A 24,290-nucleotide genomic window follows, 5' to 3' on the forward strand; every position below is an offset into this window, starting at 1 on the left:
ATCTGTCAGCGCCCACCCTCCGAGGCTGACAAGCTGATCCATCACAGCGATCGCGGCAGCCAATACCTGTCGAACAGGTACACCGAAGACTGGCCGAGGCCGGCATCGACACCTCGGTCGGCAGCGTCGGTGACAGTTACGACAACGCCTTGGCTGAAAGCATCATCGGCCTCTTCAAGACTGAGGGCATCAATTTCCTCGGCCCCTGGAAATCGGTTGGTCAGGCCGAATGGGAAACCCTGAAATGGGTCGACTGGTATAACAACACACGCCTGCACAGCGCTATCGGATATGTCACGCCACAAGAAGCAGAGGAGGCTTTCTACGACAGCTTGAACGAGGACGAAAAAGCAGCCCAACTATTGAAACAAACCCTCTCCGGTAAAACCGGGGCGGTTCAGCCAGCCAGCCCAAAGATCATCAGCCACCTCGTCCCAACTTTGCCTCCCGTAAAGCTAAAAGCTTGGATATGTTCTGCCGATGTGTCAATTCAATGGCGACTGAGGAACGAGGAACAGCGCCGGTGAACCTGACACTCCGACAACTCAAAGTCTTCAAAACGATCGCCAAAGTTGGGAGTTACCGAAAAAGCGCGAAAATGTTGAACACATCACAACCGGCGCTGACAAAGACTATCCAGTCGTTGGAATATACGCTTGGCGTCGAGGTATTTCGGCGCAACACACGTTCGGTCACCCTGACCTCCGCTGGTCTTGAGTTGCTGGGCCGGATCGAGGGGATATTCGAACAGCTCGACCAGACCGTAGATTCGGTGCGTGATGTATCATCGGGCCGAGGCGGCAGCATCAATCTGACCTATGTCGACTTCGCAATTCTTGGAACGCTGCCGGACACGCTCGCGCGCTATCGGCGTTATAATCCGCGGATCAAGATCAACGTCCAGTTCGCCTCGACTGCCGATCAGATCGCGCTGGTCAAATCGGGTAAAGCCGACCTTGGGTTTGTCATGGATATTGACCTGAAGTTGCCCAGTTCGTTCTGTCGCAAGCACGTCGTGCAAGAGGGATTGGTTGCCGTGGTGCCGCCCAAGCACCGGTTGGCCGAGCGTGAGACGATCGAGCTTGCCGAACTTGAGTTGGAGTCCTTCATCATGGGGGACACATGGTCACGTTATAACGAATTGATCCGCGATCTGTGTATCGAACGAAACTTTATGCCGCAGGTAACCCACAAGGCTTTCTTGCGGGATGAGATGCTGGCCTTTGTCATGGCCGGCCTTGGGGTTCTTGTTTATCCGAAATGTATCTGCAATGCTGGGTTGCTAGGTCTGAAAGTGGTGCCGATCACCGATGTACCACCGGTCGTTCGGACGACCGCAATCTGGCGGGCCGACGCCAAGAACCCGGTGCTCCCATCCTTTCTGCGTGAGGTCAAGCCGATGTAGGCCGATCATTTTCGGGAGGATAAGATCATGCGATTTGACGCTGGCAAGCACGGCGGTTTTATCATCTTACCATCTCGTCTGGTCGACCAAGTACCGTTACAAGGCCCTGACCGGGGCGCTTCAACTGCGGGTGCGTGACACCTGCCGTCAAATGTGTCGCTAGAACGGGGCAGGCACCTTGCGTGGTGTACTCTCGAGCGACCATGTCCACATGGTCGTGGGCAGAAAGGAACCTTCGCGCCGTTGGTCGGCACCACGTCGTCGTCCATCTGTCACTTGTCTACAGGTTTCGGCCGATCCTTTCGGATGCAGTTGGCAAAATGGGGGCCGAACCGGCTTGCCCACAGTCGAATGCTCTCTCCGCTGACGACCACGCCATGCTCGGCAAGCAGATCCTCGACATCGGCTGTGCCGAGTGCAATCCGATCGTAAGCCCAGACGGCATAGCGTGCCGTTTACTGATGGCTGCATCACGGATCCGTGCCTTGCCTGCGATCCGTGACATTCAGATCATCGGCCGGAACGCAAAGCGGCCCCAACACTTGCAGAATGGGTGGTGGGGACGGTTGATCAAGGTCGAACCCGTCGATGACGTGCAGGATGATCACAGTGCAGATGATGTACGCGGTTATGCTGAGCCGGATGTACCATTCTGACCCCTGCGTCGGATGGGGCGAACCTAAACCACGACAGCAGATGCCACGGCTGCGGGGATTGGTACATTCCATTCTGGGCCGGCTCCGTGCTTTTCCAGAACCTTCGACACCACTGCTGCCCGGATCGCCGTGGCATTTTCAGCCGGTTGGGGGCGCAACAACGCGCCGCCCCTTGCCGTACCTCTTAGGAAGAAATCATAAGGTGCGCCGGGATCATTCACCTGCCACTCGGACGCGACAATAGACTGGTGGCAGTCGGAAACCATACGCGTTCCCTTCAACAAGCGCCTCAAGGCGAACACTCTATCCTCTTCACGGGAACAGGCGTCACGACGTTTCCTGCGGCATCTTTAACCTGAAGTCGAACCGCGCCTGAGCCTGCCCTGATGCACTCGCCAATGAATACATGCGGCGGAGGATTGAGAGGGCCAATCGTACTCGTCGGCGGCCCTGGGAAAACGCCACCGTAGTCTTTGTCGGCGATTGGAACGATCCTGACATCGCCCGAGGCCGCCACCCCAACTATATCGATGCCGCTTGTCCGACCCACAAAGCCAGGGCCGACAAGTCGCCTATCTTCCACGTCAACGACTATGTCGAATGCGCTCCTCACCCTCGCCGCGGCAGGCACGGTAAAGGCCTGAACATCTGGCATTAGCGTCTCTCGTATAATCACCTTCGCGTCGGTGGTCGCAACGGGTCCGCCGCCGGCTGGTTGAAACAAGCACCTGACCAATACATCGCGCGAAGTTCCGGTGTTTCGCGTCGGTCTGTAGGTGGTCTGAGCGCTGAAATTGGGCGGGACGGCAGGGACCGGGCCTGCATTCGATACTAATCCATCGCCAATCACCGAGAAGCTGATAGTGCCGGCACCAGTCGTTTGACATCGAACGAGCGAAGACCCACTGTCCTTTATGTCGCTTGGGGCTGCGGTTGCGCTGGCTGGCGGGGGAGGCGCAAGAAACGCACAACTTCCTGTCAGAAGGACAGTTGCCACAGCTGATGCGTGAATTATTGAAGTTCGAGTTGGACTCCGCATCGTCGGAAACCTCTCTTGAGAAACCGGTCGTGCACTTCTGAAGCGTAATTTTTTATGACCATGATAGCAGAGAATGCGTTCTTTGTCGTGTGGTTGTTTGATCCCACGGTTTGATGGCGCTATTTTTCTCAGACGTGGAAGGCAGCACTACGGGACAAGTCCGTCACGGAAGCGCCACGACCACGCATGCCGTCAGAGGGCTGCAAAAATCGCCAAAGGGACTAAAGTTACTGGAAGTGCCCGTCTTCCAGCGCTTTGGTAGCATTGGTGCAATGACGGGCTTTCTCCTCATCACTGAGAAAGCGCAGGCTTGTACGGTTTGATTGTACGAGCACCGCGCCGATGCTCCGGCGGTTTTCGTCCTGAACGACGAAAAGCCCACGCGCGGGGCCACGGAAACGATGGGTTTCGACAAAGGCGTTCAGCATTTCATGGGCAGGCCATGGCGCGGTCCCGGGGCAGGGCAGGATGTGAGCAAGCGCGGGCGCGTCTTTCTGTAGGGCTGGCCGCAGTGTGGTGTGGCCAACGGTCATAACTCGCGGGTTCAGAAGGTGCCACTGCTCTGGGGCCAGGACGTAGTCTCGACACGGCTCGGCGCGTTGCGTCGCGTGAAAAAATATACGTCGGCCATTTGGGCAGGCCGCAAAGCCCAGCCGGGTCAGCAACTGCTGCGATGCGGTATTGTCGTCGTGGCAGGTGGCAACCATCGGCGGTGCAGGCAAACAGAACCGCGCGCCGATCGCCATCCGCAGTGCTCGTTGCATGAGACCCTGACCCCAGCAATCCGGGGTCAGCCAATACCAAAGCGCGGCACCAATACACAGCCCGCCCACGACCGCGCCATCCTGTTCGATCATGCGCATCATTTCGCCCGGATCGCGGCTGTGTGCCAGGATTTCATCCGCTGCCGCCGCGTCGAAAGGCTGCCGCACGGCGGCGAGCCAACGCGCGACGCGAGCGTCGTCAAGATCACGGGCAATTGTAGGCAGGTCTGCCTGTGTCAGAGGGCGGAGTAACAGGTCATCTTGTTGCAGAATGTCGGCGCAGTTTGTCATCTCTTTTCCCCGAACAATTAGGGATGCGGATCAACTCAGCGTCAAAAGACCACAAATAGCAAACAAATGATTCGACTGATTAACATGCAAATCAAAATCTTCTGTATTGCTGCGAAACCGTCTTTGGAACAGGCCGTTACACGGCGCGATTCAAAACGTAAATTTAGTTTACACTTTATCGGCACCAAGGCGAAATTTCACAGAAAGTCGAAGGATTCTTACAGAAAACGTTGCGTCACCATGTCGCTCGGGTAGCTTTCTCGACGCTTGGTCAATCGAGTGTTCATGGGAGGTGAGGCCAATGTTTGAACCGCGCGCAGAGTATGCCCGCGATCACTGCCGCAACTGGCTAGTTTGGTCTTCGTTTGCTGGGGTCGGCGGCCATGGGCAACGCATCCCAAATCGCCGAGATATCAGTGGCCATGATCAGGTGCGCTTGTTGCAACAGGCGGTCTTTCAAAGCGGCGTCCAATGCGTCCATAGACTGACGTGCGGAAAGCAAGTCCCTAGAATGGCCTGTCTCGACCGCGCGGTCAATCGCCTCGCGGCAGGATTGATCCACGTCGCCGGACTGGCTGCAAATTTGTTTGAGCGCGCGGAAGAAACGGACATCGGCAGGATCGTTCATCGGATGAGCCTTTTGGTTTGCAAGACGCGCTTGATGTATAGGGGGCAACAATGACAGGTCAATTGCGCAGCCTCGAAGAGATCATGAAGGATCGGCTGAAGGCGACGCAGGACATCGCTGCCGCGAATGCCGAACAGATGCGACTGAACCAGAAGTCCAGCGGCCTGCTCGTCCTGGATTTGAAAGTCGAGCGCGACGGCATCGTCGACAGCACCCATGAGAACGAACACGCCCGAACAGAGGCGGCTGTTGAAGACAACTTACGAAAAATCGATCGGTTGGAACGCGAACTTTCCGCATTGGATGAAGAGCTTGAAGCCACTATGAAGAAGGAAGGCTGATGACACAGCACAAGCCGCCACAAGCGATGACGTTATTCGATCTGCTAGCCCGGACCTGGGCACTGCCGGGCGAGGTGCGTGATGTCATTTTCAATGCCACGGGGTCGTCATTGGCCGTCCTGCTGGCCGATGGTCGGCTTGCGTTTATATCGGTCAAGGATGCCGAGCATCCCGAAAGTCGCGTCCGGATAGAGGCCGACACCGGACGGACAAGCATCCGGCCCCGGACAAAGCCTTTGCCTGCGCCAGTGGTCAGCGATGCCGCTGTGGCGCGCGCCGATGTGACGCCGTGTCGACTTGGCGATCAGGGCTTTGCCTTTTCGAATGCCGATACAAATGCCTTGTGGCGCGCCACGGCGCGGGGGCAAACCCTTGCTGTTAACGGGGCACGCAATGAAGAAGCGGTCACGGCGCTGGCGGCGATCCCGCGAACAGGGCGCATCGTGCTGGCCTATGACAACAGGTTGGCATTGGTCGCTGAAGACGGAGGCGCAGAATTTGCCACCGCCGAGTTGAGCCACGGCGTGAGCCGTATCGCGGTGTCTGATGATGGTTGCGTTCTGGGATGTTTGGGCGCGGACCAGATCAGCATCGTCGCGAGTGATGACCTTAAATCAACCAGCACCTTTGCCTGCGAGGGTGAGGTGCTCGACCTTGGCTGGTCGCCCTGCAAACGCTGGTTGGTGGCCGGTTGCGCCAACAAGACCGTGCTGCTGATCGATGTGCAGGCAGGTGTTTCCGACCGGATCGTCGATTTTCCCGATGCCGTACGAACAATCGGTTTCAGCGACAAGGCGCGCGCCATGATCGCGTCTGGGGCCTTCCGCGTCGTCGGGTGGTCACTGCCTGATCTACCCTTCGGTGACGATGAAGGCAGCGCAATCGAAACCGGCAAGCCGGGATTGACGCTTGTCGATCTCGTGGCGGTCCATCCGAAAAGGGATCTCTGTGCGGTCAGCTATGCCAACGGGCTGGTGATGATCTGTCGCATTGGCCATCCGGACGAAATGCTGCTGTGCGAAGGCAGCGGTGCCACCGTCAATTCCCTGACCTGGTCTGACGATGGTGCCCATCTGGCAATCGGGGGCAGGGATGGCAGTGTCTCAATCGCGACATTCCCGAAAAACATGTTCAAATAGAAACCCCAGGGAGGGAAGCCAATGACACAAGTTCTGTCTGACGAAGAAAAAAGCAAAGACAAGTATTTCCAACAAATTGCCAAGGTCGCAGAGGCCATGGTGGAGGAGCACGGCAAGGATTTTGCCGCAGGGGCGCTGGTGTTGGCGGCGCGCTGGGTTTCTGAAAACCGTCTCGGTCGTGCCGAAAACCTCAAGCACTAATGTGGTTTTGCTGGCCGTCTCGATGTTACGGGTTGCGGCGAAAGACTTGAAATTTGATTGACGAGTATTCCGCTCAAGGGACCGGCCAACGCTGCAAGGGCGCTGACGGCAGGATCTGCTGTTGCAGAAACTCGATCAGCCGCAGCCAGTGTCTCCGTCAATTCAGGCTTAAGCATCTGCGCAAAGGCACATAGCTCATGGATACGAAAGGTTGAAAAATGCAGGCTGTCGCCGTTCAGCAATACGGCACCCTGTTGCCGGGTGAGCAGATCCGTTCGAAGAGCATTGCTGTGAACGGCCGCGCCCAAGGTGGACAGCACCGATTTACGCCATTTTGCATATTCCGTATCCGCCGAATGGTCGATCCCTACGGAATACAGCCGTTCGGAAATGCTGCGGAACGCACGCCCGCCCGCGATGTGACGCCGCCAGAAATCGTTTGCCTCTTCGACGCTGCGACATTCGGCAAAGCGCTGTGCCAGTTTGGGGCGGATCAACAGGACCAGTGCCATGTCCACATCCTCGGAAACCGAGCGGGCGATCTGCATTGCAGGCATCGGCAGGTCGGTCAGCGCCAAAAGACGCAAAGCTGCGAGTTGTTCAGTCAATCGCGCCGACAGCGCCGCCAACCCATGCCATTGCGCCGGGCTCAGCCCGTCGATCTGTCGGTCGCGGCCGACATTCGCGGCACTGTGCAGGGCCCGCACCCAAAGCACAGATTGATCGAACAGAAAAACCAGATCCACCTCAGTGCTGGTGGCCGATGCCTCGACCCGTGGCACGGCACGAAAACCCGGCAGAGTGCGGACGCCGATCCGCCAGTGGCGGTCAAAATCCAACCCATTGGCGGACCACAGCAGCTTTACGCGCGCAAGAAGTTGCGGCGACAAGCCGGGGTAGGACATTTCCGGCGGGGCGCGATCAAGCGGAACAATGCCGCCGATTGGGGGGTTCTTGTTCATCACACTGCAATTCAAGGGTTTCTTTCGGCCACGTTAGCCCGGTGCGTACTGTCATGGCCAGTGATTTGTCCCCTGCACATTCTGCCGAGGGCGGTATGTCGCTAGGGTTCAAACTTGGTGTCAAACAGACCCAGGTGTTTCGGCTGGGGCAGGTGGTCAGCGTGTTACAGATGTCGGCTGGCAAATTGGACGACCATTTGAAAGAGGTGGCGGAAGCCAATCCGATGGTCATCCCGCGCCGACGGCCCGGTGCGGGGGCCAGTGCGACAGATGCGCTTGAAATGACTGCGGTCGAGGAAGCGGGAAGCCTATACAGCCATGTTTTCCGCGCGCTCGCCGGACTGATCGCCCAAGGTGGCATGATGGAGCGGGTAATCACCGCCCTGATCGAAGAGTTGGAGCCATCCGGCTGGCTGGGTCGCCCTGTCGACGACATTGCCGACACGCTTGGACTGACGCCGCAACTGATCGAGACGGCGCTGAAGGTCGTTCAAAAACGGGTGGAGCCAACCGGGATTTTTGCACGAAATCTTGAAGAATGCCTGCGTCTACAGCTTGAGGACCGCGATGCGATGACCCCTGCCATGAACACTGTCCTTGCCCGGCTTTCATCGCTGGAAAATGGTGGGCCTTGCGCGCTCGTCGCGGCCACGGGGCTGCCTGAAAACGAGGTAAGCGATTGTCTTGCCGTGATCCGATGCCTTGATCCGAAGCCGGGCGGGGCGTTTGCCACGGATCCCACGCTGATGCGAGAGCCGGATGTTCGAGTTGTTCCTTCCGGCGATGGCTGGGACATCGAATTTATTTCGTCGTTGAAAGACGATATCGACATCGCCAATATGCCCAGATCTCAACAGTCCGACATGACACGCGAGGCGCTGGCCAAGGCGCGGGCGCTGAAACAGGCTTTGGATATAAGGCAATCTGCACTCCGGCAGGTGGTCGGGCAAATTGTCGAACGGCAGGGTGGGTTTTTGCGCACTGGCGCATCAGCATTGACGCCGATGACGATGTCCGAAATCGCGCAAGCCACGGGGTTTCATCTGAGTACCGTCAGCCGCGTGTTGAACGGGTTGCTGATTGAAGGGCCGATCGGCATCGTTGCAGCCCGATCGCTTTTTGTCGGCGCAGCCTCGGCGCAGACGGCGCATTCCAGAACGCAGGTACGGGCACGGATCCAGGCTTTGCTTGCCGATGAAGACCCAAAACGACCGATTTCGGACCGGCGTCTCACCACGCTGTTGCGGTCCGAAGGCATTACAGTGTCACGGCGTATAGTGTCAAAATACCGCCACAATGCCGGTATTTTGGCGGCGGCGCTACGGCGGCGGCAAGGCTGATTGCCCCATCAAACGCGCGGTAGGTTTTAAGGCCGTGGGGCTTGCTCCAGCCTCAAACTTGTCCATGAAATTCCACGATCACGCGGGCCGTAATGCGGGGCCAAGCCGTTGTTTGACGGGTGGAAGCCATGCTTGGCAGCCCCACGCGCACTATGTGCGGGCGCAACCGTGACCCCACGATTTTTCGGGCCGGGGAAATATGTAACGAAGCGTAAAGGCCAGAACGCAACGAGTGTAACGATATGCGACAATGTGCCTCGGGCGTTTGAATGCTTCGCACCGCCGAAAAATTACGCCGCAATTTTTTATAGCTAAAAAAGTACCGTATTTTCAGAGCGTTAAGAATTATTTGGTGACCAAGAGGCGCATTTCTCGAAATCTGGAACATGCCTTGCCACAAGAGAGGCACAAGATGCGAGCGTCCAACCAAACAGGGGCGGCTCAAAGAACGAAGGATAGGGAGAGAGGCATGCGTCCCGGCGCAGGCCGCAAGCGCCAACGGGCGCAGCAGCGGGCATTGTCCATCTTCAAAACCTTTGCCGAGAAACCGGTGCCTGTCCGTCACATAACGGCAGGTGCTCACATGAAACGGCAAAAGCCGCCAACGGGTGGTCGGGCAACCGGCCCCAGAGCTTTAAGGAGGCTCATGGCATGACTTTGACGCTTAACAAGATCACGTCGCAACGTGGTATCTCGGTTGGGGAGGCAACTAAGAAGATTTCCGACTTGGGATGGAATCCTTCCTATGTTCAGGAAGCCAGCACATATCCGACGGACTACAAGATTACCAAAGCCCCGCGCGACCCGATGAAACAGGTTCTGCGGTCCTATTTTCCGATGGAAGAAGAAAAGGACAACCGGGTTTACGGTGCGCTTGATGCCGCGCTTCGCGGCGACATGTTCCGCAATGTGGAGCCGCGCTGGATCGAATGGATGAAGCTGTTCCTCGGGATCATCCCGTTTCCGGAAATTTCGGCTGCGCGTTCGATGGCAATGGTGGCCCGTCTGGCCCCGGGCGAGGATCTGCGCACCGGCTTTACCATGCAGATGGTCGATGAATTCCGTCACTCCACGATTCAGATGAACCTGAAAAAGTGGTATATGGAAAACTACATCGACCCGGCCGGTTTCGACATCACGGAAGAAGCCTTTGGCAAGTGCTATGCCACGACGATCGGACGCCAGTTCGGTGAGGGTTTCATCACCGGCGACACAATGACCGCCGCATGCATGTATTTGACCGTGGTTGCCGAAACCGCGTTTACCAATACGCTGTTTGTGGCCATGCCCTCCGAGGCGGCGCGGAATGGTGACTACGCGCTGCCGACGGTGTTCCTGTCAGTGCAGTCGGACGAAAGCCGCCACATCGGGAACGGCCATTCGCTCTTGATGGCCGCGTTGAAGGAGCCGGAGAACCACCTGCTGCTGGAGCGCGACCTGCGCTATGCCTTCTGGCAGAACCACGCAATCGTTGACGCCGCCGTCGGGACGATCATCGAATACGGCACCACGAACCGCGACAAGGACAAGGAATCCTATGCGGAAATGTGGCATCGCTGGATTTTTGAAGACTACTACCGGACGTATATGCTGCCGCTCGAAAAATACGGCGTGAAGGTGCATCACGACGACGTGCAGGAAGCCTGGAAGCGGATCACCGAGAAGAACTATGTCCATAAGGTTGCACAGTTCTTTGCGGTCGGCTGGCCCGTGAACTTCTGGCGGATCGAAGCCCAGACCGAAAAGGACTTCGAGTGGTTCGAGCACAAGTATCCCGGCTGGTATGCCGAGTTTGGCGACTTCTGGAAATGGTATGGCAAGCTGTCCAAACCGGGCGAGACCATCATCACCTTCAACGAAGACACCGGCTATGTCTATCCGCACCGTTGCTGGTCCTGCCTGGTGCCGTGCCTCATCCGTGAAGATATGGTTGTCGACGAGATCGACGGCGAGTTGCACACCTTTGCGCACGAGTTGGATCGCTGGACTGCGGTCGAGGCCTTCTCGGATGAATTCCAGGGGCGTCCGACACCGGCCATGGGCAAATTCTCGGGCAAGCGTGAGTGGGAAAGCGTCTATGATGGCTGGGATCTGGCAGATGCCATCAAGGATCTCAACTTTGTCCGCGAAGACGGCGAAACACTGGTGCCACAGCCACACCTGCGCTTCGACAACAAGGACATGTGGAAGCTTGAGCATGTTCGCGGTCACACGCTGCGCTCGCCGCTCAACATGCTTCGCGGCATGTCAGAGACAGATCGTGCAGCCCATGTTGCCGAGTATCAGGCGGGTTTCACCATCAATCCATGCAACTGATTGCAGAAAATGCGGGGGCCGTTTGCGCGGCCTCCGTCCCCAGTGCGCATATCTGCGCGCAGCGGCAAGGGAGAGAGAAATGACGGACACTTACAACGTCCGATTGGAGCCGGTCGGCGTGGAATTCGAGGTTGAGGAAGACGAGACAGTCCTCGATGCGGCATTCCGCCAGGGCATCGCGTTGCCCCACGGATGCAAGGAAGGGCAGTGTTCCGCCTGCAAATGCGTTCAGTTGGACGGTGAATCGGAGATGATGAAATACTCCACGTTTGCCCTGAATGACATGGAAAAGGACAGCGGCCACATTCTGATGTGCCGGACCCTGGCATATAGCGATCTCGAAATCGAGCTTTTGAATTTTGACGAGGAACTCCTGTCGAAATCCATTCCAGTGAAGCAGTTTTCCGGCAAGATCGTCGATTTTCACAAACTGACCCATGATATTCGCGGTGTCCAAATCGAACTGGATGCGCCTTTGAAATTCTGGGCGGGTCAATATGTCGACATCACGGTCAAAACAGAAATGGGGGAGGAGATTACGCGCTCGTTCTCCATGGCAAATCCGCCGAGCAAAACCCAAAACCTCGGCTTCATCATCAAAAAATATCCAGACGGGAGGTTTTCAAACGAACTCGACGACGGAGGCATCAAAGTCGGCGTCGACGTCAAAATCGAAGGCCCCTACGGAATGTGCTTCCGAAGAGACAACCGACAAGGACCGGTGATCTTGGTTGGCGCAGGTTCGGGTATGTCGCCGGTTTGGTCGATACTGAACGATCAGATCACCAGCGGCGAAGATCGTCCAATCTACTTCTTCTATGGCGCGCGGTCGCAGGATGACCTGTTCAAGCTGGACGAAATAGATGCGCTGACCACTGCGCATTCCAACGTCGAATTCATTCCGGTGCTCAGCCATGCGGATGATGACGCAAGCTGGACTGGCGAGCGCGGCTTTGTTCACGAATGCGTCGACGCGCGGCTGAAGGCTTTGGGGATCGACGGCGACGGAGATGTGTATGCCTGTGGACCGCCACCGATGATCGATGCGCTGACGCCTGTGCTGTTCATGCATGACTTCGATACCGATCGCATTTTCTACGATAAATTCACGCCCACTTCCGGTTCTTCGGGCCACTGATTTCGGCCTGAACGCTAGTGACGTGATACCAACCAAAGGGAGGCTACAATGGTAGCGACATCCAGCTCTATCAGTTCCGGTGCCGCAGGTTCCGCACAATTCGTCGGCTCGAACAGCCGCAAGTACAACTACTTTGAACCGCGCGGGAAACGCGCGACCCACTACGAAGACGTGACTGTCGACGTGCAACCAGATCCCGAACGCTATTTGATCCAGGATTGGATCATAGAATTCGAAGGTGGCAAGGGCGGCGGCGCATATACCAAAGACAGCACCGCAGCCAAGTCGAGCAACTGGCACGCGTTCCGCGCCCCTGATCAGGAATGGGAGCGGACCCACTATCAGCGTCAGTCCAAGATCGAAACCATGGTGCAGCACGTCATCACCAATGCCCGCAAAGCAGGTGCACACAAGTCCTTTGACAAGGTCTGGCAGGCGGTTCTGCAAAAGCATCTGGGTGCCTGGAAGCATGCGGAATTCGGCCTTGGTACCTCGCTCATGCAGGCGCAGCGCTATGGCTTCACGCAGATGATCAACAACGCCACGTTGACCAACTCGTCCTACAAGATGCGTCTGGCACAGGACATCACGTTGTATCTGGCCGAAATCGGCATGGACATTGATGGCTGGAACGACGACCTGGGAAAAACGACCTGGCTGGAAGATCCGATCTGGCAACCGACGCGCGAGGCGATCGAGACGATCATGGGCTCGGAGGATTACCTCGAGCAGTATTTCGCGATCAACATCGTGTTCGAGCCGCTGGTGGGGGAACTGCTGCGCTCGGGCTTCTTCATGCAGGCGGCAGCGGCAAACAACGACTTCATCACGCCGCCGGTGATTTCGGCTGCCGAGGCGGACTACGAGCGCAATCTCGCGAATACGGTTGACCTGATCTACCTGCTCGCCAACGACGAAGAGTACGGGGCTCAGAACAAGGCCCTGTTCAAGTCATGGCTGAAAAAGCACGGCGATCTCGCGCATAAGGCCGCCGCCGCGTTGCAGCCGATCTGGTCGCAACCGCATTCCAAACCGGTTTCCTTCGAGGACGTCAAAGCCGTCTCGCAAGAGCGTATCGGTCAGATCGTCGCCGAGCTGGGTCTCGAGTAAGCCTCTGAAAAGGAATTAAATTATGTCTAGCATTGCGCGTGACTCATCCAACCAGAACATCTTCAAGTCGATGAAGGACATCGACCTGACCTCGCGCGAGGTCTCTCACCAGTGCGGTGTCACCATGAACGACAGCGTCGAGGCTCGTGCCATCGCCGAGTTCATGGAGGAGAACGATCCCAAGGTGACGATCACCTACAACCCGGCGACCATCCGCATCGACGGCGAGGGCAAGCTGATCTTCAAGATGAGCGAGATCACCGAGTTTCTGGGGCGTGAGATGACAGCCGAGACCTTCGAGGTCAACACCTCGACCCACTATGGCCGGATGGTTCGGGTCGATGACGACACCGTTATCCTGTTCGGCGACATGAACGAGGTCATGGAATACATCTGATCTGCCTCTGAACACGTCCAGGGCCTGCACAGCAAAGGCCCCGGACATCCGACAGGATACTCAGCGAAAAGCAAGGGAGGACACCATGTTCAAAACACCCGATGGAAGAGAGATCTTCGTTCTCGACAGTCATGTCCATTATTGGGACGCCAGCCCGGAAAACCAAACCAACGTACAAGGCAGGCAATTCATTGATTGTTTCTATGCGTATCACACCAACCTCAGCCCCGAAGATCAGCTTTGGGAAAAGGCAAAATTCGAGAAGTACAGCGAAGAGGACATCTACCGCGATCTTTTCGTCGATGGGCCTGACGATATGGCGATCGTCCAGTCGACCTATCTGAAGGAATTCTACAACAACGGCTTTTCGTCGATCGAGCGCAGCACGTCGATGGCCGAACGCCATCCTGAACGTTTCATCGTCAACGGCTCCTTCGATCCCCGCGATGGTGAAAAGGCGCTGGAATACATCCACTACATGAAAGAAACGTTCGATATAAAGGGCGTGAAGATGTACACGGCCGAGTGGAATGGCGACAGTAAAGGTTGGGCGCTGAATGATCCGGCGGCCTACAAATGCTTTGAACTGTGCGAAAAGCTGGGCATCAAGAACGTCCATGTCCACAAAGGCCCAACAATCAGGCCGCTGTCGAAAGATGCGTTTGACGTTCACGATGTGGATCACGCTGCGACTGATTTCGTAAACCTTAACTGGATCATCGAACATTGCGGTCTGCCGCGGCTGGACGATTTCTGCTGGATCGCGACGCAGGAGACGAATGTCTACGCCGGTCTTGCCGTCGCGATGCCGTTCGTCCACTCGCGTCCGCGCTACTTTGGCGAGGTGATGGCCGAATTGTTGTGGTGGGTCGGCGAAGACAAGCTGCTTTTCGGCTCGGATTACGCGATCTGGACCCCGCAATGGCTGGTCGAGCAATTCTGGGACTATCAGATCCCCGAAGACATCGCGGCAGAGCGTGGTGGGGTGCAACTGACAGACGAGGTGAAGGAAAAGATCCTCGGCCTCAATGCAGCAAAGCTCTATGACATTGATGTTGCGCAAAAGCGGGCCCAACTGGCCGGTGTTCCCGTTCAAATTGCGGCGGAGTGATCCGATGTTGGTCGCCAATCTTATGGCGGAACTGGAAATGGATGTCTGGAACCGTCTCGATGCCGTGACCGACCCTGAACTCGACGAACCCATCACCGATATGGGTTTCGTCGAGAGGGTCGAGGTGACGGATGCGAAAATGGTGCGGGTCGAGTTCCGGCTTCCGACCTACTGGTGTTCGCCCAATTTCGCGTTTCTTATGGCGTTTGGAATTCGCCAGGAGGTGATGTCGCTGCCTTGGGTGGTCGAAGCCACGGTGCAACTCAATGATCACTGCTTCAATGACCAGGTCAATGCCGGGGTCAACAGTGGTCGAAGCTACCATGACATCTTTGCCGAAAACTGTGAGGGTGCCGATCTGGATGAGGTGGTGATGAAGTTCCTGGCCAAGGCGTTCGACCGCCGACAGGAAACCGTGCTTCTGGGCTTGCAGGGTCTTGGCCTTGCCCCGGCTGACATCGTTTCAATGACGCTGGGTACGCTTCGGCAGATTCCGTTTCGGGGCGAAGAAGAGCTTCGGCAATTGCCGAGGTATCTTGAGCTGCTTGCGTCGCAAGGCCTTGCGCAAAACTCGGGCGATCTGGCCTTCCCGACTTGGGGCGGGGATCCGCTTAAACCCGGTAACCTGTCGGATCATCTGGCCCGCCTGCGAAGCACCCGGATCAATATGGAGTTCAACGGTGCCCTGTGCCGCGGGCTTGCCAAGACACGCTACAAGGAAGTCGAGATTGGGCCCGACGGACCCACATTGGTTGATTTCATAGCGGGGCATGTGCCGCCAAGGGAAGAGACAACCGCCAACAGTTAAGTAACTGGAAAAGCGAAAATTTTGGGATGACGCCCAGGAAAGTCCCTGGGCCGAAGGAGGAAGATATGGCTAAACTCATGGTACATGGCAATGTTGCCAGAAATTGTCTTGCACGCGGTGTCGCACGACTTTCAGCGGCAGTGGAGCCCACGCTGGGACCGAAGGGCCTGAACGCGATGGTGGACCGCCCGGTGGGCACGCCTTTGGTCACGCGTGACGGGGTCAGCATCGCCTCAGAAATTGAGCTGAACGACCGGTTCGAAAACATGGGCGCACAGGTTGTCCGCGAAGTGTCGATGCAAACCAACGATGTGGCCGGAGACGGGACAACCACGGCAATCGTTCTGGCAAATGCACTGATCCAGCGTGGTGTCGATCTGACCGATAGCGGCGTCAAGCCGGTTGACCTGTGTAAGGGAATAGATCTGGCCGTAAGCCGCGTTGTGGATGCGATCGACGCCTCGTCGCGCAGTTGCGACGACCATCCTGAATACCTTGAGGCAGTGGCGCGCGTGTCGTCGACCGATCCGAAACTGGGCGAGTTGGTGGCAGAGGCCTTCCGTCGCGTTGGTCGGGACGGGGTGATCTCTGCCGATTTTGGCGTCACGATCGAGACGACGATGGAAGTCGTCGAAGGCATGTCATTCGAGCGCGGCTACATCTCGCATCACATGGTCACGGACCGCGAGAACATGGAAGCCATCCTGCGGAAGCCGCTGATCCTTCTGACGGATCAGAAAATCCTCAAGCCGGAGTTGCTCGATAGCGCGGTCGCTATTGCGGAAAGCGAAAATCGCCCTCTGTTGATCGTGGCAGAAGAGATCGCCCCCGAAGTGGTCATCAAGCTTCTGGAAAACGGCGGGGCGGGCAAATATCTGATCGTTCATCCGCCGGAATACGGTCATTGGCGGACTGCAATGATGGACGATCTTGCGATCCTGACCGGCGGCGAAGTCTTGGCCCGCGATCTTGGCAAGAAGATCGAGAATGTCACGAGGGAACAGCTTGGCGGGGCTGAAATGGTTCGCTCGCACGCGTCCGGAACGTCGGTTCTGCGCGGTGAAGGTGAACCGGATGCCATCGTGGCGCGGCGCAATCAGGTGCAGCGACAGCATGATGCGGCACCGCCGAATATCGACAAGGACAAGCTGCGCGAACGGTTGTCCAAACTGACTGGTGGCAGTGCGATCATCTATGCCGGCGGGTTCACCCCGGTGGAACAGAAGCGGACGATCCAGCTGATCGAGGATGCGCTGTGCGCCGTACAAGCAGCGGCAGAGGATGGCGTGGTTGCAGGTGGGGGAACGGCGCTGGCCCAGATCGGATCCTGTCTCGACAACCTTGATGCGTTGGGGGATGTCGCCAAGGGTATCCAGCTTGTCCGGTCTATACTAAGCGAGCCGGTGCGCCGGATTTCGCGGAATGCAGGCGCAGACGTGGCGGCCGTTGCCCAGGCAGTGGCCGCGGGTGCCGCGGGTCACGGGTTCAATGCCGCCACAGGAACATTTGGCGATATGTACGAGGCGGGCATCATCGACCCGGCGCGCGTGCCTGCAAGTGCGTTGGTCAACGCGGCGTCAGTGGCGACGCTGATCCTGACCACCGAGACCCTCGTGGCAGACCTGGATGAAGGCGAGGCCGATCCGACCGAAGGCCCCGCCCGCGGCGGCGGCGCAGAGCTGCTGGGGCGTGCCTGACCCGGTGTTCAACAGTATATTGGTCGGCCTTTCGGGGTCGGCCAGTCCAGACAGCGTGGCCAAGCCGAACAGATAGGCCAGATCAGACGCAGGGAATGAAAAAATGAAAGCAGCCAGATTATACGAATACGATCCCGACATGAATGTGGAGCTGAAGATTGAGAATGTTCCTCCCCCCACAATCACGGCTCCCGATGAAGTGATCGTCAAGGTCGGTGCGGCGGGCCTCTGCCGCACCGATCTGCATATTATCGAAGGTGTCTGGAAAGACATCATGGATACCGAAGGCAACCTGCTCCCCTATGTGATGGGGCATGAAAACGCGGGTTGGATCGAAGATGTCGGCAGCGCCGTAACCTCGGTCAAACCGGGTGATGCGGTGATCTGTCATCCGTTCCGAAGCTGTGGCATCTGCCTGGATTGCCGGTACGGACATGACATGTATTGCGATCACGGACAGTTCCCCGGCCTTGGAATTGACGGTGGTTTTGCCGAGTATTTCAAGACCAACGAAAGCTCGCTCATCAAGCTCAATACCGGGATCACGCCGCTTGAGGTTGCCCCGATGGCCGATGCCGGCATCACGGCATATCGCGCTGCTAAAAAGGCGGCGAAACTGCTGAATCCGGGTGGCTATGTGATGATCCTGGGCGTCGGTGGGCTAGGACATATTGCGCTACAGGTGCTGAAAGAGACCTGTGGGGCGCGGGTCATCGCGGTAGACCGTGAACCTGCGGCTCAGGTGTTGGCCAAGGAGCTTGGTGCCGACATCGTGCTGGACGGCGGTCCCAACCTTATCGAAGAGATCAAGGAACTGACTGGCGGCGGCGTGCATGTTGCGATCGATTTTGTCGGTGAACACGGCACCGAAAATACCTGCTGGAAATTGCTCAGGCAGGGCGGAGAGCTGATCATGGTCGGTTACGGCGGAACCATCGAGGTGCCGACGCTGGAACTGGTTGCCAATGAGATCAAGATCGGCGGCAGCCTCGTGGGTGATTTTGTCGAGCTTGTCGAACTGATGGAGTTGAACGCCGACGGAAAGGTGAAGATGCACCAGACCGAATACAGCCTCGCGAACATAAATCAGGCGATTTCAGACTTTAAAGATCGCAAATTTACCGGACGCGGGGTTATCGTTCCCTAGGATTCCGCTGTGGTCGCGCGGTGCATCGGCGGTCTGTCGACCATGTCTGATGCACACGCCTTGGGGCGGATCTTTTCCAGCGCGCCACAAGGCGCCGATGTCTAAAACTTCAGAGGACCAATATGGCCAAAGCAATTCACTCCATGATCCGTGTGCTTGACGAAGAACGTTCTGTGGCTTTCTACCGCGAGGCTTTTGGCCTCGGGGTTGCCGAACGGATGGATTTCGACGGTTTCACACTGGTCTACCTGTCCAACGACGAAGCCGCGTTCGAACTTGAACTGACGATAAACAAGGACACGACAGAGCCTTATGATCTGGGCAACGGCTACGGGCATCTTGCGTTCTGCGTCGAGGATGTTGACGCCGAACATGCCCGTTTCGAGGCCGCCGGCCTTTCGCCGCGAAAGCTCGTGGACCTCAAGAAGGACGGCAAAACACTTGCCCGCTTTTTCTTTGTGCAAGACCCCGATGGCTACGAAATCGAGGTTTTGCAGCGGGCGGGTCGATACCAGTAAACACTAACCAAAAATAAGGGAGGATATCATGTCAATTCGTAAGCAAGCCATGACGCGACGCCAGCTGCTGTCAAAAAGCGCGATGTTCGGTGCCAGTTTTGCAATCGGTAGCGGCTTCGTGGCGGGCCAAGCCACGGCCGCGAACTGGGCGGTTGAAGTCGAACATCTGAAACCTGAAACGATGGCCACGCTGATCCAGCTGGCGCGGGACATCTATCCCCATGATCAGGTTTCGGATGAATACTATGCCGTTGCCGTCAAAGGATATGACAGCGCCGACGCCGCTGAAGGGATCGAGGTCGGCATCGCCGAGCTGAACGAAGCGGCCAAGGGCATCGGATTTGCCAATTACATTGATGTCGGCTGGGAACGCGACCGCGTTGATCTGCTGCGCGGCATGGAAGACAGCGCGTTCTTCCAGCAAATCCGCGGCGGGCTGGTGACCGGTCTTTATAACCAAAAGGCTATCTGGCCGATTTTTGGCTACGAGGGCGAAAGCTTTTCCAAGGGCGGTTACATCGACCGCGGCTTTGACGACATCAATTGGCTTTGAGGGGGACACGCTATGAGTGCACCATTTGACATGAATGACGACAACGTGGTTGTTATCATCGGAACCGGGGCAGGCGGTGGCGTTCTTGCCAACGAGCTTGCCCAAAAGGGCGTTTCAGTCGTCGCGTTGGAAGCGGGCGGGCGCTATTTGCCCGAGGATTATATCAACGATGAGTGGGACAGTTTCGGCCAGCTTGCCTGGACCGATCCGCGCACCACATCGGGTGATTGGCGCGTGGCCAAGGATTTCTCTGGCCTGCCTGCCTGGATCGTCAAGGCGGTTGGCGGCACCACGACCCATTGGGCGGGCGCGTCGCTGCGGTTTCAGGATCACGAATGGAAACCCCGCACGACGTATGGCGACATAGAAGGCGCGAATCTTCTGGATTGGCCAATCGACCCGCGCGAGATGGACGATTATTATACCAAAGCCGAAAACAAGCTGGGCGTGACCCGGACCGGCGGCCGCGCTGGCCTGCCGGGCAGCAACAACTACAAGGTTTTCGAGAAAGGCGCCAAGGCGCTGGGGTATGAAGAAGTCCATACCGGGCGTATGGCGATCAACTCTGCCGATTTCGATGACCGGTTGGCGTGCCAGCAGACGGGGTTTTGTTTTCAGGGGTGTAAATGGGGTGCCAAGTGGTCCTCAGCCTATACCGACATTCCCCGAGGCGAAGCGACGGGAAATCTGGAAGTGCGGGATCGCTGCCACGTCATGCGGATCGAGCATAACGAGCAGGGCAAGGTCACAAGCGTTGTCTATGTGGATGCAGATGGCAATCAACAAGAGCAACGGGCGCGGGTGGTCTGTGTCGCAGGCAACTCGATTGAAAGCCCACGGCTGCTTTTGAACTCGGCCTCTTCGATGTTCCCTGACGGGCTTGCCAACAGCTCGGGGCAGGTGGGTCGCAACTATATGCGCCATGTGACCGGGTCGGTTTACGCCGTCTTCGATCAGCCGGTGCGTATGTGGCGTGGCACAACGATGGCGGGCATCATTCAGGACGAAGCCAAGAATGATCCATCGCGCGGATTTGTCGGCGGGTACGAGCTTGAAACACTGTCGCTTGGCCTGCCGTTCATGGCGGCGTTCCTTGACCCCGGCGCATGGGGGCGCGAATTTACTACGGCGCTGGATCACTATGAAAACATGGCCGGAATGTGGATCGTCGGTGAAGACATGCCGCAGGAAACCAACCGCATTACGTTGAATCACGATGTGACCGACCAGCACGGGCTGGCCGTCGCAGATGTGCATTTCGACGACCACCCCAACGATGTCGCGATGCGCAATCACGCCTATAAGCAGGGCATCGCGGTCTACGAAGCGGTTGGTGCCACGCGGGTTTTCCCGACGCCGCCCTATCCGTCGACGCATAATCTGGGCACCAATCGGATGTCGGAAGACCCGCGTGACGGGGTGGTCAACCGCCACGGACAAACGCACGATATTTCCAATCTGTTTGTGTCCGATGGCAGCCAGTTCACCAGCGGTGCGTCGGAAAACCCGACGCTGACGATTGTGGCTTTGGCAATCCGGCAGGCTGACTTCATCGCGGCTGAATTAAGCAAGAACACTCTCTGAAAAGAGCGCTTTGACAAGAATTCCGGCACCCCGCGCGGCGGGTTGCCCAGCCCTGCCCGGCAATTGGGCAGGGCCGCGATACCTATTTTCCGAACGAGGGAGCAAAAACAATGGACGGAAATGATTTGCGTGGGATCGGCGGTTGCCCCGTCATGCACGGTGCCACGAATGTTTCGGGGCGCAACAACCGCGATTGGTGGCCAAACCAGTTGAACCTGCGGATCCTGCATCAGCACCCGCCGTCATCCGATCCAATGCCCGCCGGATTTGATTATGCCGAGGCATTCAAAGGGCTGGATCTTGATGCGGTGAAGGCCGACCTGACCGCGCTGATGACGGACAGCAAGGATTGGTGGCCCGCAGATTACGGCCATTACGGGCCGCTTTTCATCCGCATGGCCTGGCACAGCGCAGGCACATATCGCACGGCGGATGGCCGCGGCGGGGCATCAACCGGGAACCAAAGGTTCGCGCCCCTGAATTCCTGGCCGGACAATGGCAACCTTGACAAGGCACGGCGTCTGCTTTGGCCTATCAAGGAAAAATACGGAAACGCGATTTCCTGGGCTGACCTGCTGATTCTTGCGGGCAACGTGGCCATCGAAAGCATGGGCGGCAAGACGTTTGGCTTTGCCGGCGGACGTGCGGATATCTGGGCACCCGAAGAGGACATCTACTGGGGTGCCGAAGTCGAATGGCTGGCCCCATCCGATAACCCGAACAGCCGCTATTCCGGCGACCGTGAGTTGGAAAACCCGTTGGCTGCCGTGCAAATGGGGCTGATCTACGTCAATCCGGAAGGCCCTGACGGCAATCCCGATCCACTGGCATCGGGCCGTGACATCCGCGACACGTTTGGCCGGATGGCGATGAATGACGAAGAGACCGTCGCACTGGTTGCAGGAGGGCATACTTTTGGCAAAGCGCACGGCGCGGGGGATCCCGGACTTGTCGGTGCAGAACCCGAAGCATGCGGACTACAGGACATGGGCTTGGGCTGGACGAACAGTCACAAGTCGGGCAGGGGGGTGGACACCACCACCTCCGGCATAGAAGGCCCGTGGACGGCCAATCCGATCAAGTGGGACAATGGCTATTTCGATTTGCTCTTCGGGTATGACTGGGCGCTGACCAAGAGCCCCGCCGGGGCACATATCTGGCACGCAAAAGGTCTGTCGGACGATGATCATGCGCCGCAGGTAGATGGATCGGCCGAAACCGTGCCGGTGATGATGACCACCGCCGACATGGCGATGAAGATGGACCCGATCTATGGCCCGATCTCCAAACGATTCCATGAAAACCCTGCTGAATTTGCCGACGCGTTTGCAAGGGCATGGTTCAAGCTGACGCATCGCGACATGGGGCCGAAAGACCGCTATTTGGGCAAGGAGGTGCCGAATGAAGACTTGATTTGGCAGGATCCGGTTCCGCCCGTGGATCACCCCTTGATTGACGACAAGGATATCGCCGTTCTGAAGAAGGAGTTGCTTGGCTCGGGCTTATCGGTGGCGGATCTGGTCTGGGTGGCATGGTCGTCGGCCTCAACATACCGGGGGTCGGACAAACGCGGTGGCGCAAACGGCGCGCGCATCCGGCTTGCCCCGCAAAAGGACTGGGAGGCCAATGACCCCACGCGGCTTGCGCGGGTTCTGGACAGGTTGAACGGCATTGCATCGGCGTTCAACGGCGGGGCATCCGGGGGCAAAAAGGTCTCCTTGGCCGACCTGATCGTGCTGGGCGGCAGTGCAGGGATCGAAGAGGCGGCACGGGCGGCCGGACAGGATGTCACTGTGCCTTTCGTGCCCGGACGGACCGACGCCAGCGCCGACCAGACCGATGCGGATTCCTTTGATCCGATGGAACCTTTGGCCGACGGTTTCCGCAACTTCGAAAAGGCGGCCTATACCGTTCCGGCAGAGGCGCTTCTTGTCGATAAAGCGCAGCTTTTGGGACTTAGCGCGCCAGAAATGACGGCTCTTGTCGGTGGGATGCGCAGCATCGGGGCGACCCATGCCCCAACTCAGACCGGAGTTCTGACCGATCGTCCAGGTACGCTTAGCACCGATTTTTTTGTCGAACTCCTTGATATGACAATGGAATGGGTGCCTACGGATGCGGATGAGCGTCTATTCGAAGGTCGTGACCGGGCAACGGGAAACAAAAGATACACCGGATCGCGCGTTGATCTGGTCTTTGGCTCCAACTCACAATTGCGCGCTTTGGCGGAAGTCTATGCCAGCCGTGGAAACGAGCGGCTCTTCATCAATGATTTTATAGCCGCCTGGACCAAGGTGATGAACGCCGATCGGTTTGATCTGCACTGAAACAAGAGCGCATGATGTCTGCGTAGACGCCGTCATCACATTGAATTAATCGTAGGCCGGTTCTCCGGCCTCGATTGCATAGGTTCACCTAATACGCTGAATTATAATAAACAAAATGTGTATGTCGTGGGCTTAACTGGCCTGAGTTCGAAACTTGACACAAAACAGAACAACCTATTCGACCTATTAATAATAGAAATCGAGGGTCTTTATTGGTAGGTTCTGCATCGGGAGGAGATCCAAGTGGACATTTTTTCAAAGCGGGATGGTCCGCGTTTAGAAGACGTGAAGGCCAAACGCATCATGTCTGAAAACGCGGGTACGATCCGTAAACTGGCGGACCAACTTACCAATGGCGGCTATTCAAGAAATCAGGCCGAGCAGGCGCGACGAAAAGAGCCCCCAAAGCCCGATGGCCTGATCATACATGATCTCAAAGCAAGGCCGAGTGTGGACGCGCCAGTGCCCTATGTCAAAATCAGCGTGAACAATCGCGTGGTTCTGGTGGACAAATCTACGGCGCGCCAGCTTGAGATGCTGGGTGAAGTTCGCGGCAATTACCTGACAAAAACATTCGTTCTGGCCACAAAGGAAAACGGTTTTTTTACGCCCGTCAGCGACGAAATTCTTGCTTTGATTGGCCATCTCGATCATCGAGAACTCTCTGCCGAGTTCACGACGGACGATCTTGCGGCGGCTCTGGAGGCTGTGCTTGTTCCGGAGGGTGCTGTCTAGGCACCTCTCTTCACTTTCAATGAAGTGAATCAGAAGGATAATTTTCCTCGGCCAAGGTACAGGACTGGCAGCCTATGTCGAAA

23 protein-coding genes and 2 pseudogenes are annotated in these 24,290 nt (G+C 57.3%); 21 read left to right on the forward strand and 4 right to left on the reverse strand.

The annotated features are described in order from the left end of the window. The 3 genes and pseudogenes from DMZ65_RS19905 to DMZ65_RS20150 all read left to right on the forward strand — a co-directional run. A pseudogene (locus tag DMZ65_RS19905) lies at nt 1-326 on the forward strand (transposase); the annotation flags it as partial. A gap of 167 nt (nt 327-493) precedes the next feature. Next, nucleotides 494-1,405 (forward strand): LysR family transcriptional regulator, encoded by a 912-nt coding sequence (locus tag DMZ65_RS15205; protein ID WP_232825017.1) that lies wholly within the window; start codon nt 494-496, stop codon nt 1,403-1,405. After that, nucleotides 1,311-1,568 carry a transposase gene (locus tag DMZ65_RS20150; RefSeq protein WP_116599803.1) on the forward strand — a complete coding sequence of 86 codons (258 nt, stop codon included), beginning with the start codon at nt 1,311-1,313 and terminating at the stop codon, nt 1,566-1,568. Before DMZ65_RS15205 ends, DMZ65_RS20150 begins: the two co-directional genes overlap by 95 nt. 112 nt (nt 1,569-1,680) lie before the next feature. Here DMZ65_RS20150 and DMZ65_RS15215 read toward each other — a convergent pair. Continuing rightward, a pseudogene (locus tag DMZ65_RS15215) lies at nt 1,681-1,851 on the reverse strand (IS6 family transposase); the annotation flags it as partial. Here DMZ65_RS15215 and DMZ65_RS15220 point away from each other — a divergent pair. Next, nucleotides 1,783-2,061, forward strand: coding sequence for a hypothetical protein (locus DMZ65_RS15220; protein ID WP_116599735.1), 279 nt, complete (start codon nt 1,783-1,785; stop codon nt 2,059-2,061). The pseudogene DMZ65_RS15215 and the gene DMZ65_RS15220 sit on opposite strands and share 69 nt — an antisense overlap. 1,266 nt (nt 2,062-3,327) lie before the next feature. Here the strand turns inward: DMZ65_RS15220 and DMZ65_RS15240 are convergent. Together DMZ65_RS15240 and DMZ65_RS15245 are read right to left on the reverse strand one after the other, a co-directional pair. Next, nucleotides 3,328-4,155: a GNAT family N-acetyltransferase gene (locus DMZ65_RS15240; RefSeq protein WP_116599738.1), complete on the reverse strand. Its 828-nt coding sequence runs from the start codon at nt 4,153-4,155 to the stop codon at nt 3,328-3,330. A 349-nt stretch (nt 4,156-4,504) separates the two neighbouring features. After that, entirely contained in the window at nt 4,505-4,783 is a 279-nt protein-coding gene (locus DMZ65_RS15245; protein WP_116599739.1) for a hypothetical protein, read from the reverse strand. Nucleotides 4,784-4,833: 50 nt separating this feature from the next. Here DMZ65_RS15245 and DMZ65_RS15250 point away from each other — a divergent pair, with 50 nt between their 5' ends. Genes DMZ65_RS15250 through DMZ65_RS15260 form a run of 3 tightly spaced genes read left to right on the forward strand, consistent with a single transcriptional unit; the run spans nt 4,834 to nt 6,464 of the window. Beyond that, nucleotides 4,834-5,124 carry a hypothetical protein gene (locus DMZ65_RS15250; RefSeq protein WP_116599740.1) on the forward strand — a complete coding sequence of 97 codons (291 nt, stop codon included), beginning with the start codon at nt 4,834-4,836 and terminating at the stop codon, nt 5,122-5,124. Continuing rightward, entirely contained in the window at nt 5,124-6,263 is a 1,140-nt protein-coding gene (locus DMZ65_RS15255) for a WD40 repeat domain-containing protein (RefSeq protein WP_116599741.1), read from the forward strand. The genes DMZ65_RS15250 and DMZ65_RS15255 overlap by 1 nt, the downstream gene beginning before the upstream one ends. 21 nt (nt 6,264-6,284) lie before the next feature. Next, the gene (locus tag DMZ65_RS15260) at nt 6,285-6,464 is read left to right on the forward strand and encodes a hypothetical protein (protein ID WP_116599742.1); all 180 of its coding nucleotides are present in this window, start codon (nt 6,285-6,287) and stop codon (nt 6,462-6,464) included. Here DMZ65_RS15260 and DMZ65_RS15265 read toward each other — a convergent pair. Further along, complete coding sequence (locus DMZ65_RS15265; protein ID WP_116599743.1) at nt 6,461-7,426, reverse strand: hypothetical protein; 966 nt, start codon at nt 7,424-7,426, stop codon at nt 6,461-6,463. The genes DMZ65_RS15260 and DMZ65_RS15265 overlap by 4 nt on opposite strands. A gap of 53 nt (nt 7,427-7,479) precedes the next feature. Here DMZ65_RS15265 and DMZ65_RS15270 point away from each other — a divergent pair, with 53 nt between their 5' ends. The 14 genes from DMZ65_RS15270 (at nt 7,480) to DMZ65_RS15335 (ending at nt 24,207) form a co-directional block, all read left to right on the forward strand. Beyond that, entirely contained in the window at nt 7,480-8,766 is a 1,287-nt protein-coding gene (locus DMZ65_RS15270; RefSeq protein WP_232825018.1) for an RNA polymerase factor sigma-54, read from the forward strand. 651 nt (nt 8,767-9,417) lie between these two features. Beyond that, nucleotides 9,418-11,082, forward strand: coding sequence for an aromatic/alkene/methane monooxygenase hydroxylase/oxygenase subunit alpha (locus DMZ65_RS15275; protein WP_116599744.1), 1,665 nt, complete (start codon nt 9,418-9,420; stop codon nt 11,080-11,082). 103 nt (nt 11,083-11,185) lie between these two features. Then, nucleotides 11,186-12,220, forward strand: coding sequence for an NADH:ubiquinone reductase (Na(+)-transporting) subunit F (locus DMZ65_RS15280; RefSeq protein WP_232825019.1), 1,035 nt, complete (start codon nt 11,186-11,188; stop codon nt 12,218-12,220). 48 nt (nt 12,221-12,268) lie between these two features. Next, nucleotides 12,269-13,330 carry an aromatic/alkene monooxygenase hydroxylase subunit beta gene (locus DMZ65_RS15285; RefSeq protein WP_116599746.1) on the forward strand — a complete coding sequence of 354 codons (1,062 nt, stop codon included), beginning with the start codon at nt 12,269-12,271 and terminating at the stop codon, nt 13,328-13,330. Nucleotides 13,331-13,352: 22 nt separating this feature from the next. After that, nucleotides 13,353-13,727 (forward strand): MmoB/DmpM family protein, encoded by a 375-nt coding sequence (locus DMZ65_RS15290; protein ID WP_116599747.1) that lies wholly within the window; start codon nt 13,353-13,355, stop codon nt 13,725-13,727. A gap of 85 nt (nt 13,728-13,812) precedes the next feature. Beyond that, on the forward strand, nt 13,813-14,838 hold the full coding sequence (locus tag DMZ65_RS15295; RefSeq protein ID WP_116599748.1) for an amidohydrolase family protein: 1,026 nt from the start codon (nt 13,813-13,815) through the stop codon (nt 14,836-14,838). Nucleotides 14,839-14,842: 4 nt separating this feature from the next. Further along, nucleotides 14,843-15,646 (forward strand): iron-sulfur cluster assembly protein, encoded by an 804-nt coding sequence (locus DMZ65_RS15300; protein WP_116599749.1) that lies wholly within the window; start codon nt 14,843-14,845, stop codon nt 15,644-15,646. Nucleotides 15,647-15,711: 65 nt separating this feature from the next. Further along, nucleotides 15,712-17,343: a chaperonin GroEL gene (gene groEL, locus DMZ65_RS15305; RefSeq protein ID WP_116599805.1), complete on the forward strand. Its 1,632-nt coding sequence runs from the start codon at nt 15,712-15,714 to the stop codon at nt 17,341-17,343. Nucleotides 17,344-17,446: 103 nt separating this feature from the next. Then, nucleotides 17,447-18,490, forward strand: coding sequence for an NAD(P)-dependent alcohol dehydrogenase (locus tag DMZ65_RS15310; RefSeq protein ID WP_116599750.1), 1,044 nt, complete (start codon nt 17,447-17,449; stop codon nt 18,488-18,490). A 122-nt stretch (nt 18,491-18,612) separates the two neighbouring features. After that, on the forward strand, nt 18,613-19,008 hold the full coding sequence (locus DMZ65_RS15315; RefSeq protein WP_116599751.1) for a VOC family protein: 396 nt from the start codon (nt 18,613-18,615) through the stop codon (nt 19,006-19,008). Nucleotides 19,009-19,036: 28 nt separating this feature from the next. Further along, nucleotides 19,037-19,561 (forward strand): Twin-arginine translocation pathway signal, encoded by a 525-nt coding sequence (locus DMZ65_RS15320; protein WP_084353645.1) that lies wholly within the window; start codon nt 19,037-19,039, stop codon nt 19,559-19,561. Nucleotides 19,562-19,573: 12 nt separating this feature from the next. Continuing rightward, complete coding sequence (locus DMZ65_RS15325; protein WP_116599752.1) at nt 19,574-21,145, forward strand: GMC family oxidoreductase; 1,572 nt, start codon at nt 19,574-19,576, stop codon at nt 21,143-21,145. Between the two features lie 110 nt (nt 21,146-21,255). Beyond that, nucleotides 21,256-23,472 (forward strand): catalase/peroxidase HPI, encoded by a 2,217-nt coding sequence (katG, locus tag DMZ65_RS15330; protein WP_116599753.1) that lies wholly within the window; start codon nt 21,256-21,258, stop codon nt 23,470-23,472. A gap of 243 nt (nt 23,473-23,715) precedes the next feature. Next, nucleotides 23,716-24,207, forward strand: coding sequence for a hypothetical protein (locus tag DMZ65_RS15335; protein ID WP_084353642.1), 492 nt, complete (start codon nt 23,716-23,718; stop codon nt 24,205-24,207). The last annotated feature ends 83 nt before the right edge of the window (nt 24,208-24,290 follow it).

Origin of the sequence: Primorskyibacter marinus, assembly GCF_003313245.1 — a bacterium.
Lineage (GTDB): Bacteria > Pseudomonadota > Alphaproteobacteria > Rhodobacterales > Rhodobacteraceae > Primorskyibacter > Primorskyibacter marinus.

Bases quoted from the DNA above. Each gene is read 5' to 3' on its own strand.
- DMZ65_RS15290 (WP_116599747.1), top strand. From the start codon at position 13,353: ATGTCTAGCATTGCGCGTGACTCATCCAACCAGAACATCTTCAAGTCG.
- DMZ65_RS15325 (WP_116599752.1), top strand. From the start codon at position 19,574: ATGAGTGCACCATTTGACATGAATGACGACAACGTGGTTGTTATCATC.
- DMZ65_RS15270 (WP_232825018.1), top strand. From the start codon at position 7,480: ATGGCCAGTGATTTGTCCCCTGCACATTCTGCCGAGGGCGGTATGTCG.
- DMZ65_RS15275 (WP_116599744.1), top strand. From the start codon at position 9,418: ATGACTTTGACGCTTAACAAGATCACGTCGCAACGTGGTATCTCGGTT.
- katG (WP_116599753.1), top strand. From the start codon at position 21,256: ATGGACGGAAATGATTTGCGTGGGATCGGCGGTTGCCCCGTCATGCAC.
- DMZ65_RS15320 (WP_084353645.1), top strand. From the start codon at position 19,037: ATGTCAATTCGTAAGCAAGCCATGACGCGACGCCAGCTGCTGTCAAAA.
- DMZ65_RS15250 (WP_116599740.1), top strand. From the start codon at position 4,834: ATGACAGGTCAATTGCGCAGCCTCGAAGAGATCATGAAGGATCGGCTG.
- DMZ65_RS15310 (WP_116599750.1), top strand. From the start codon at position 17,447: ATGAAAGCAGCCAGATTATACGAATACGATCCCGACATGAATGTGGAG.
- DMZ65_RS15285 (WP_116599746.1), top strand. From the start codon at position 12,269: ATGGTAGCGACATCCAGCTCTATCAGTTCCGGTGCCGCAGGTTCCGCA.
- DMZ65_RS15205 (WP_232825017.1), top strand. From the start codon at position 494: ATGGCGACTGAGGAACGAGGAACAGCGCCGGTGAACCTGACACTCCGA.
- DMZ65_RS15245 (WP_116599739.1), bottom strand. From the start codon at position 4,783: ATGAACGATCCTGCCGATGTCCGTTTCTTCCGCGCGCTCAAACAAATT.
- DMZ65_RS15260 (WP_116599742.1), top strand. From the start codon at position 6,285: ATGACACAAGTTCTGTCTGACGAAGAAAAAAGCAAAGACAAGTATTTC.
- DMZ65_RS15315 (WP_116599751.1), top strand. From the start codon at position 18,613: ATGGCCAAAGCAATTCACTCCATGATCCGTGTGCTTGACGAAGAACGT.
- groEL (WP_116599805.1), top strand. From the start codon at position 15,712: ATGGCTAAACTCATGGTACATGGCAATGTTGCCAGAAATTGTCTTGCA.
- DMZ65_RS15255 (WP_116599741.1), top strand. From the start codon at position 5,124: ATGACACAGCACAAGCCGCCACAAGCGATGACGTTATTCGATCTGCTA.
- DMZ65_RS15265 (WP_116599743.1), bottom strand. From the start codon at position 7,426: ATGAACAAGAACCCCCCAATCGGCGGCATTGTTCCGCTTGATCGCGCC.
- DMZ65_RS20150 (WP_116599803.1), top strand. From the start codon at position 1,311: ATGTACCACCGGTCGTTCGGACGACCGCAATCTGGCGGGCCGACGCCA.
- DMZ65_RS15295 (WP_116599748.1), top strand. From the start codon at position 13,813: ATGTTCAAAACACCCGATGGAAGAGAGATCTTCGTTCTCGACAGTCAT.
- DMZ65_RS15300 (WP_116599749.1), top strand. From the start codon at position 14,843: ATGTTGGTCGCCAATCTTATGGCGGAACTGGAAATGGATGTCTGGAAC.
- DMZ65_RS15240 (WP_116599738.1), bottom strand. From the start codon at position 4,155: ATGACAAACTGCGCCGACATTCTGCAACAAGATGACCTGTTACTCCGC.
- DMZ65_RS15220 (WP_116599735.1), top strand. From the start codon at position 1,783: ATGCTCGGCAAGCAGATCCTCGACATCGGCTGTGCCGAGTGCAATCCG.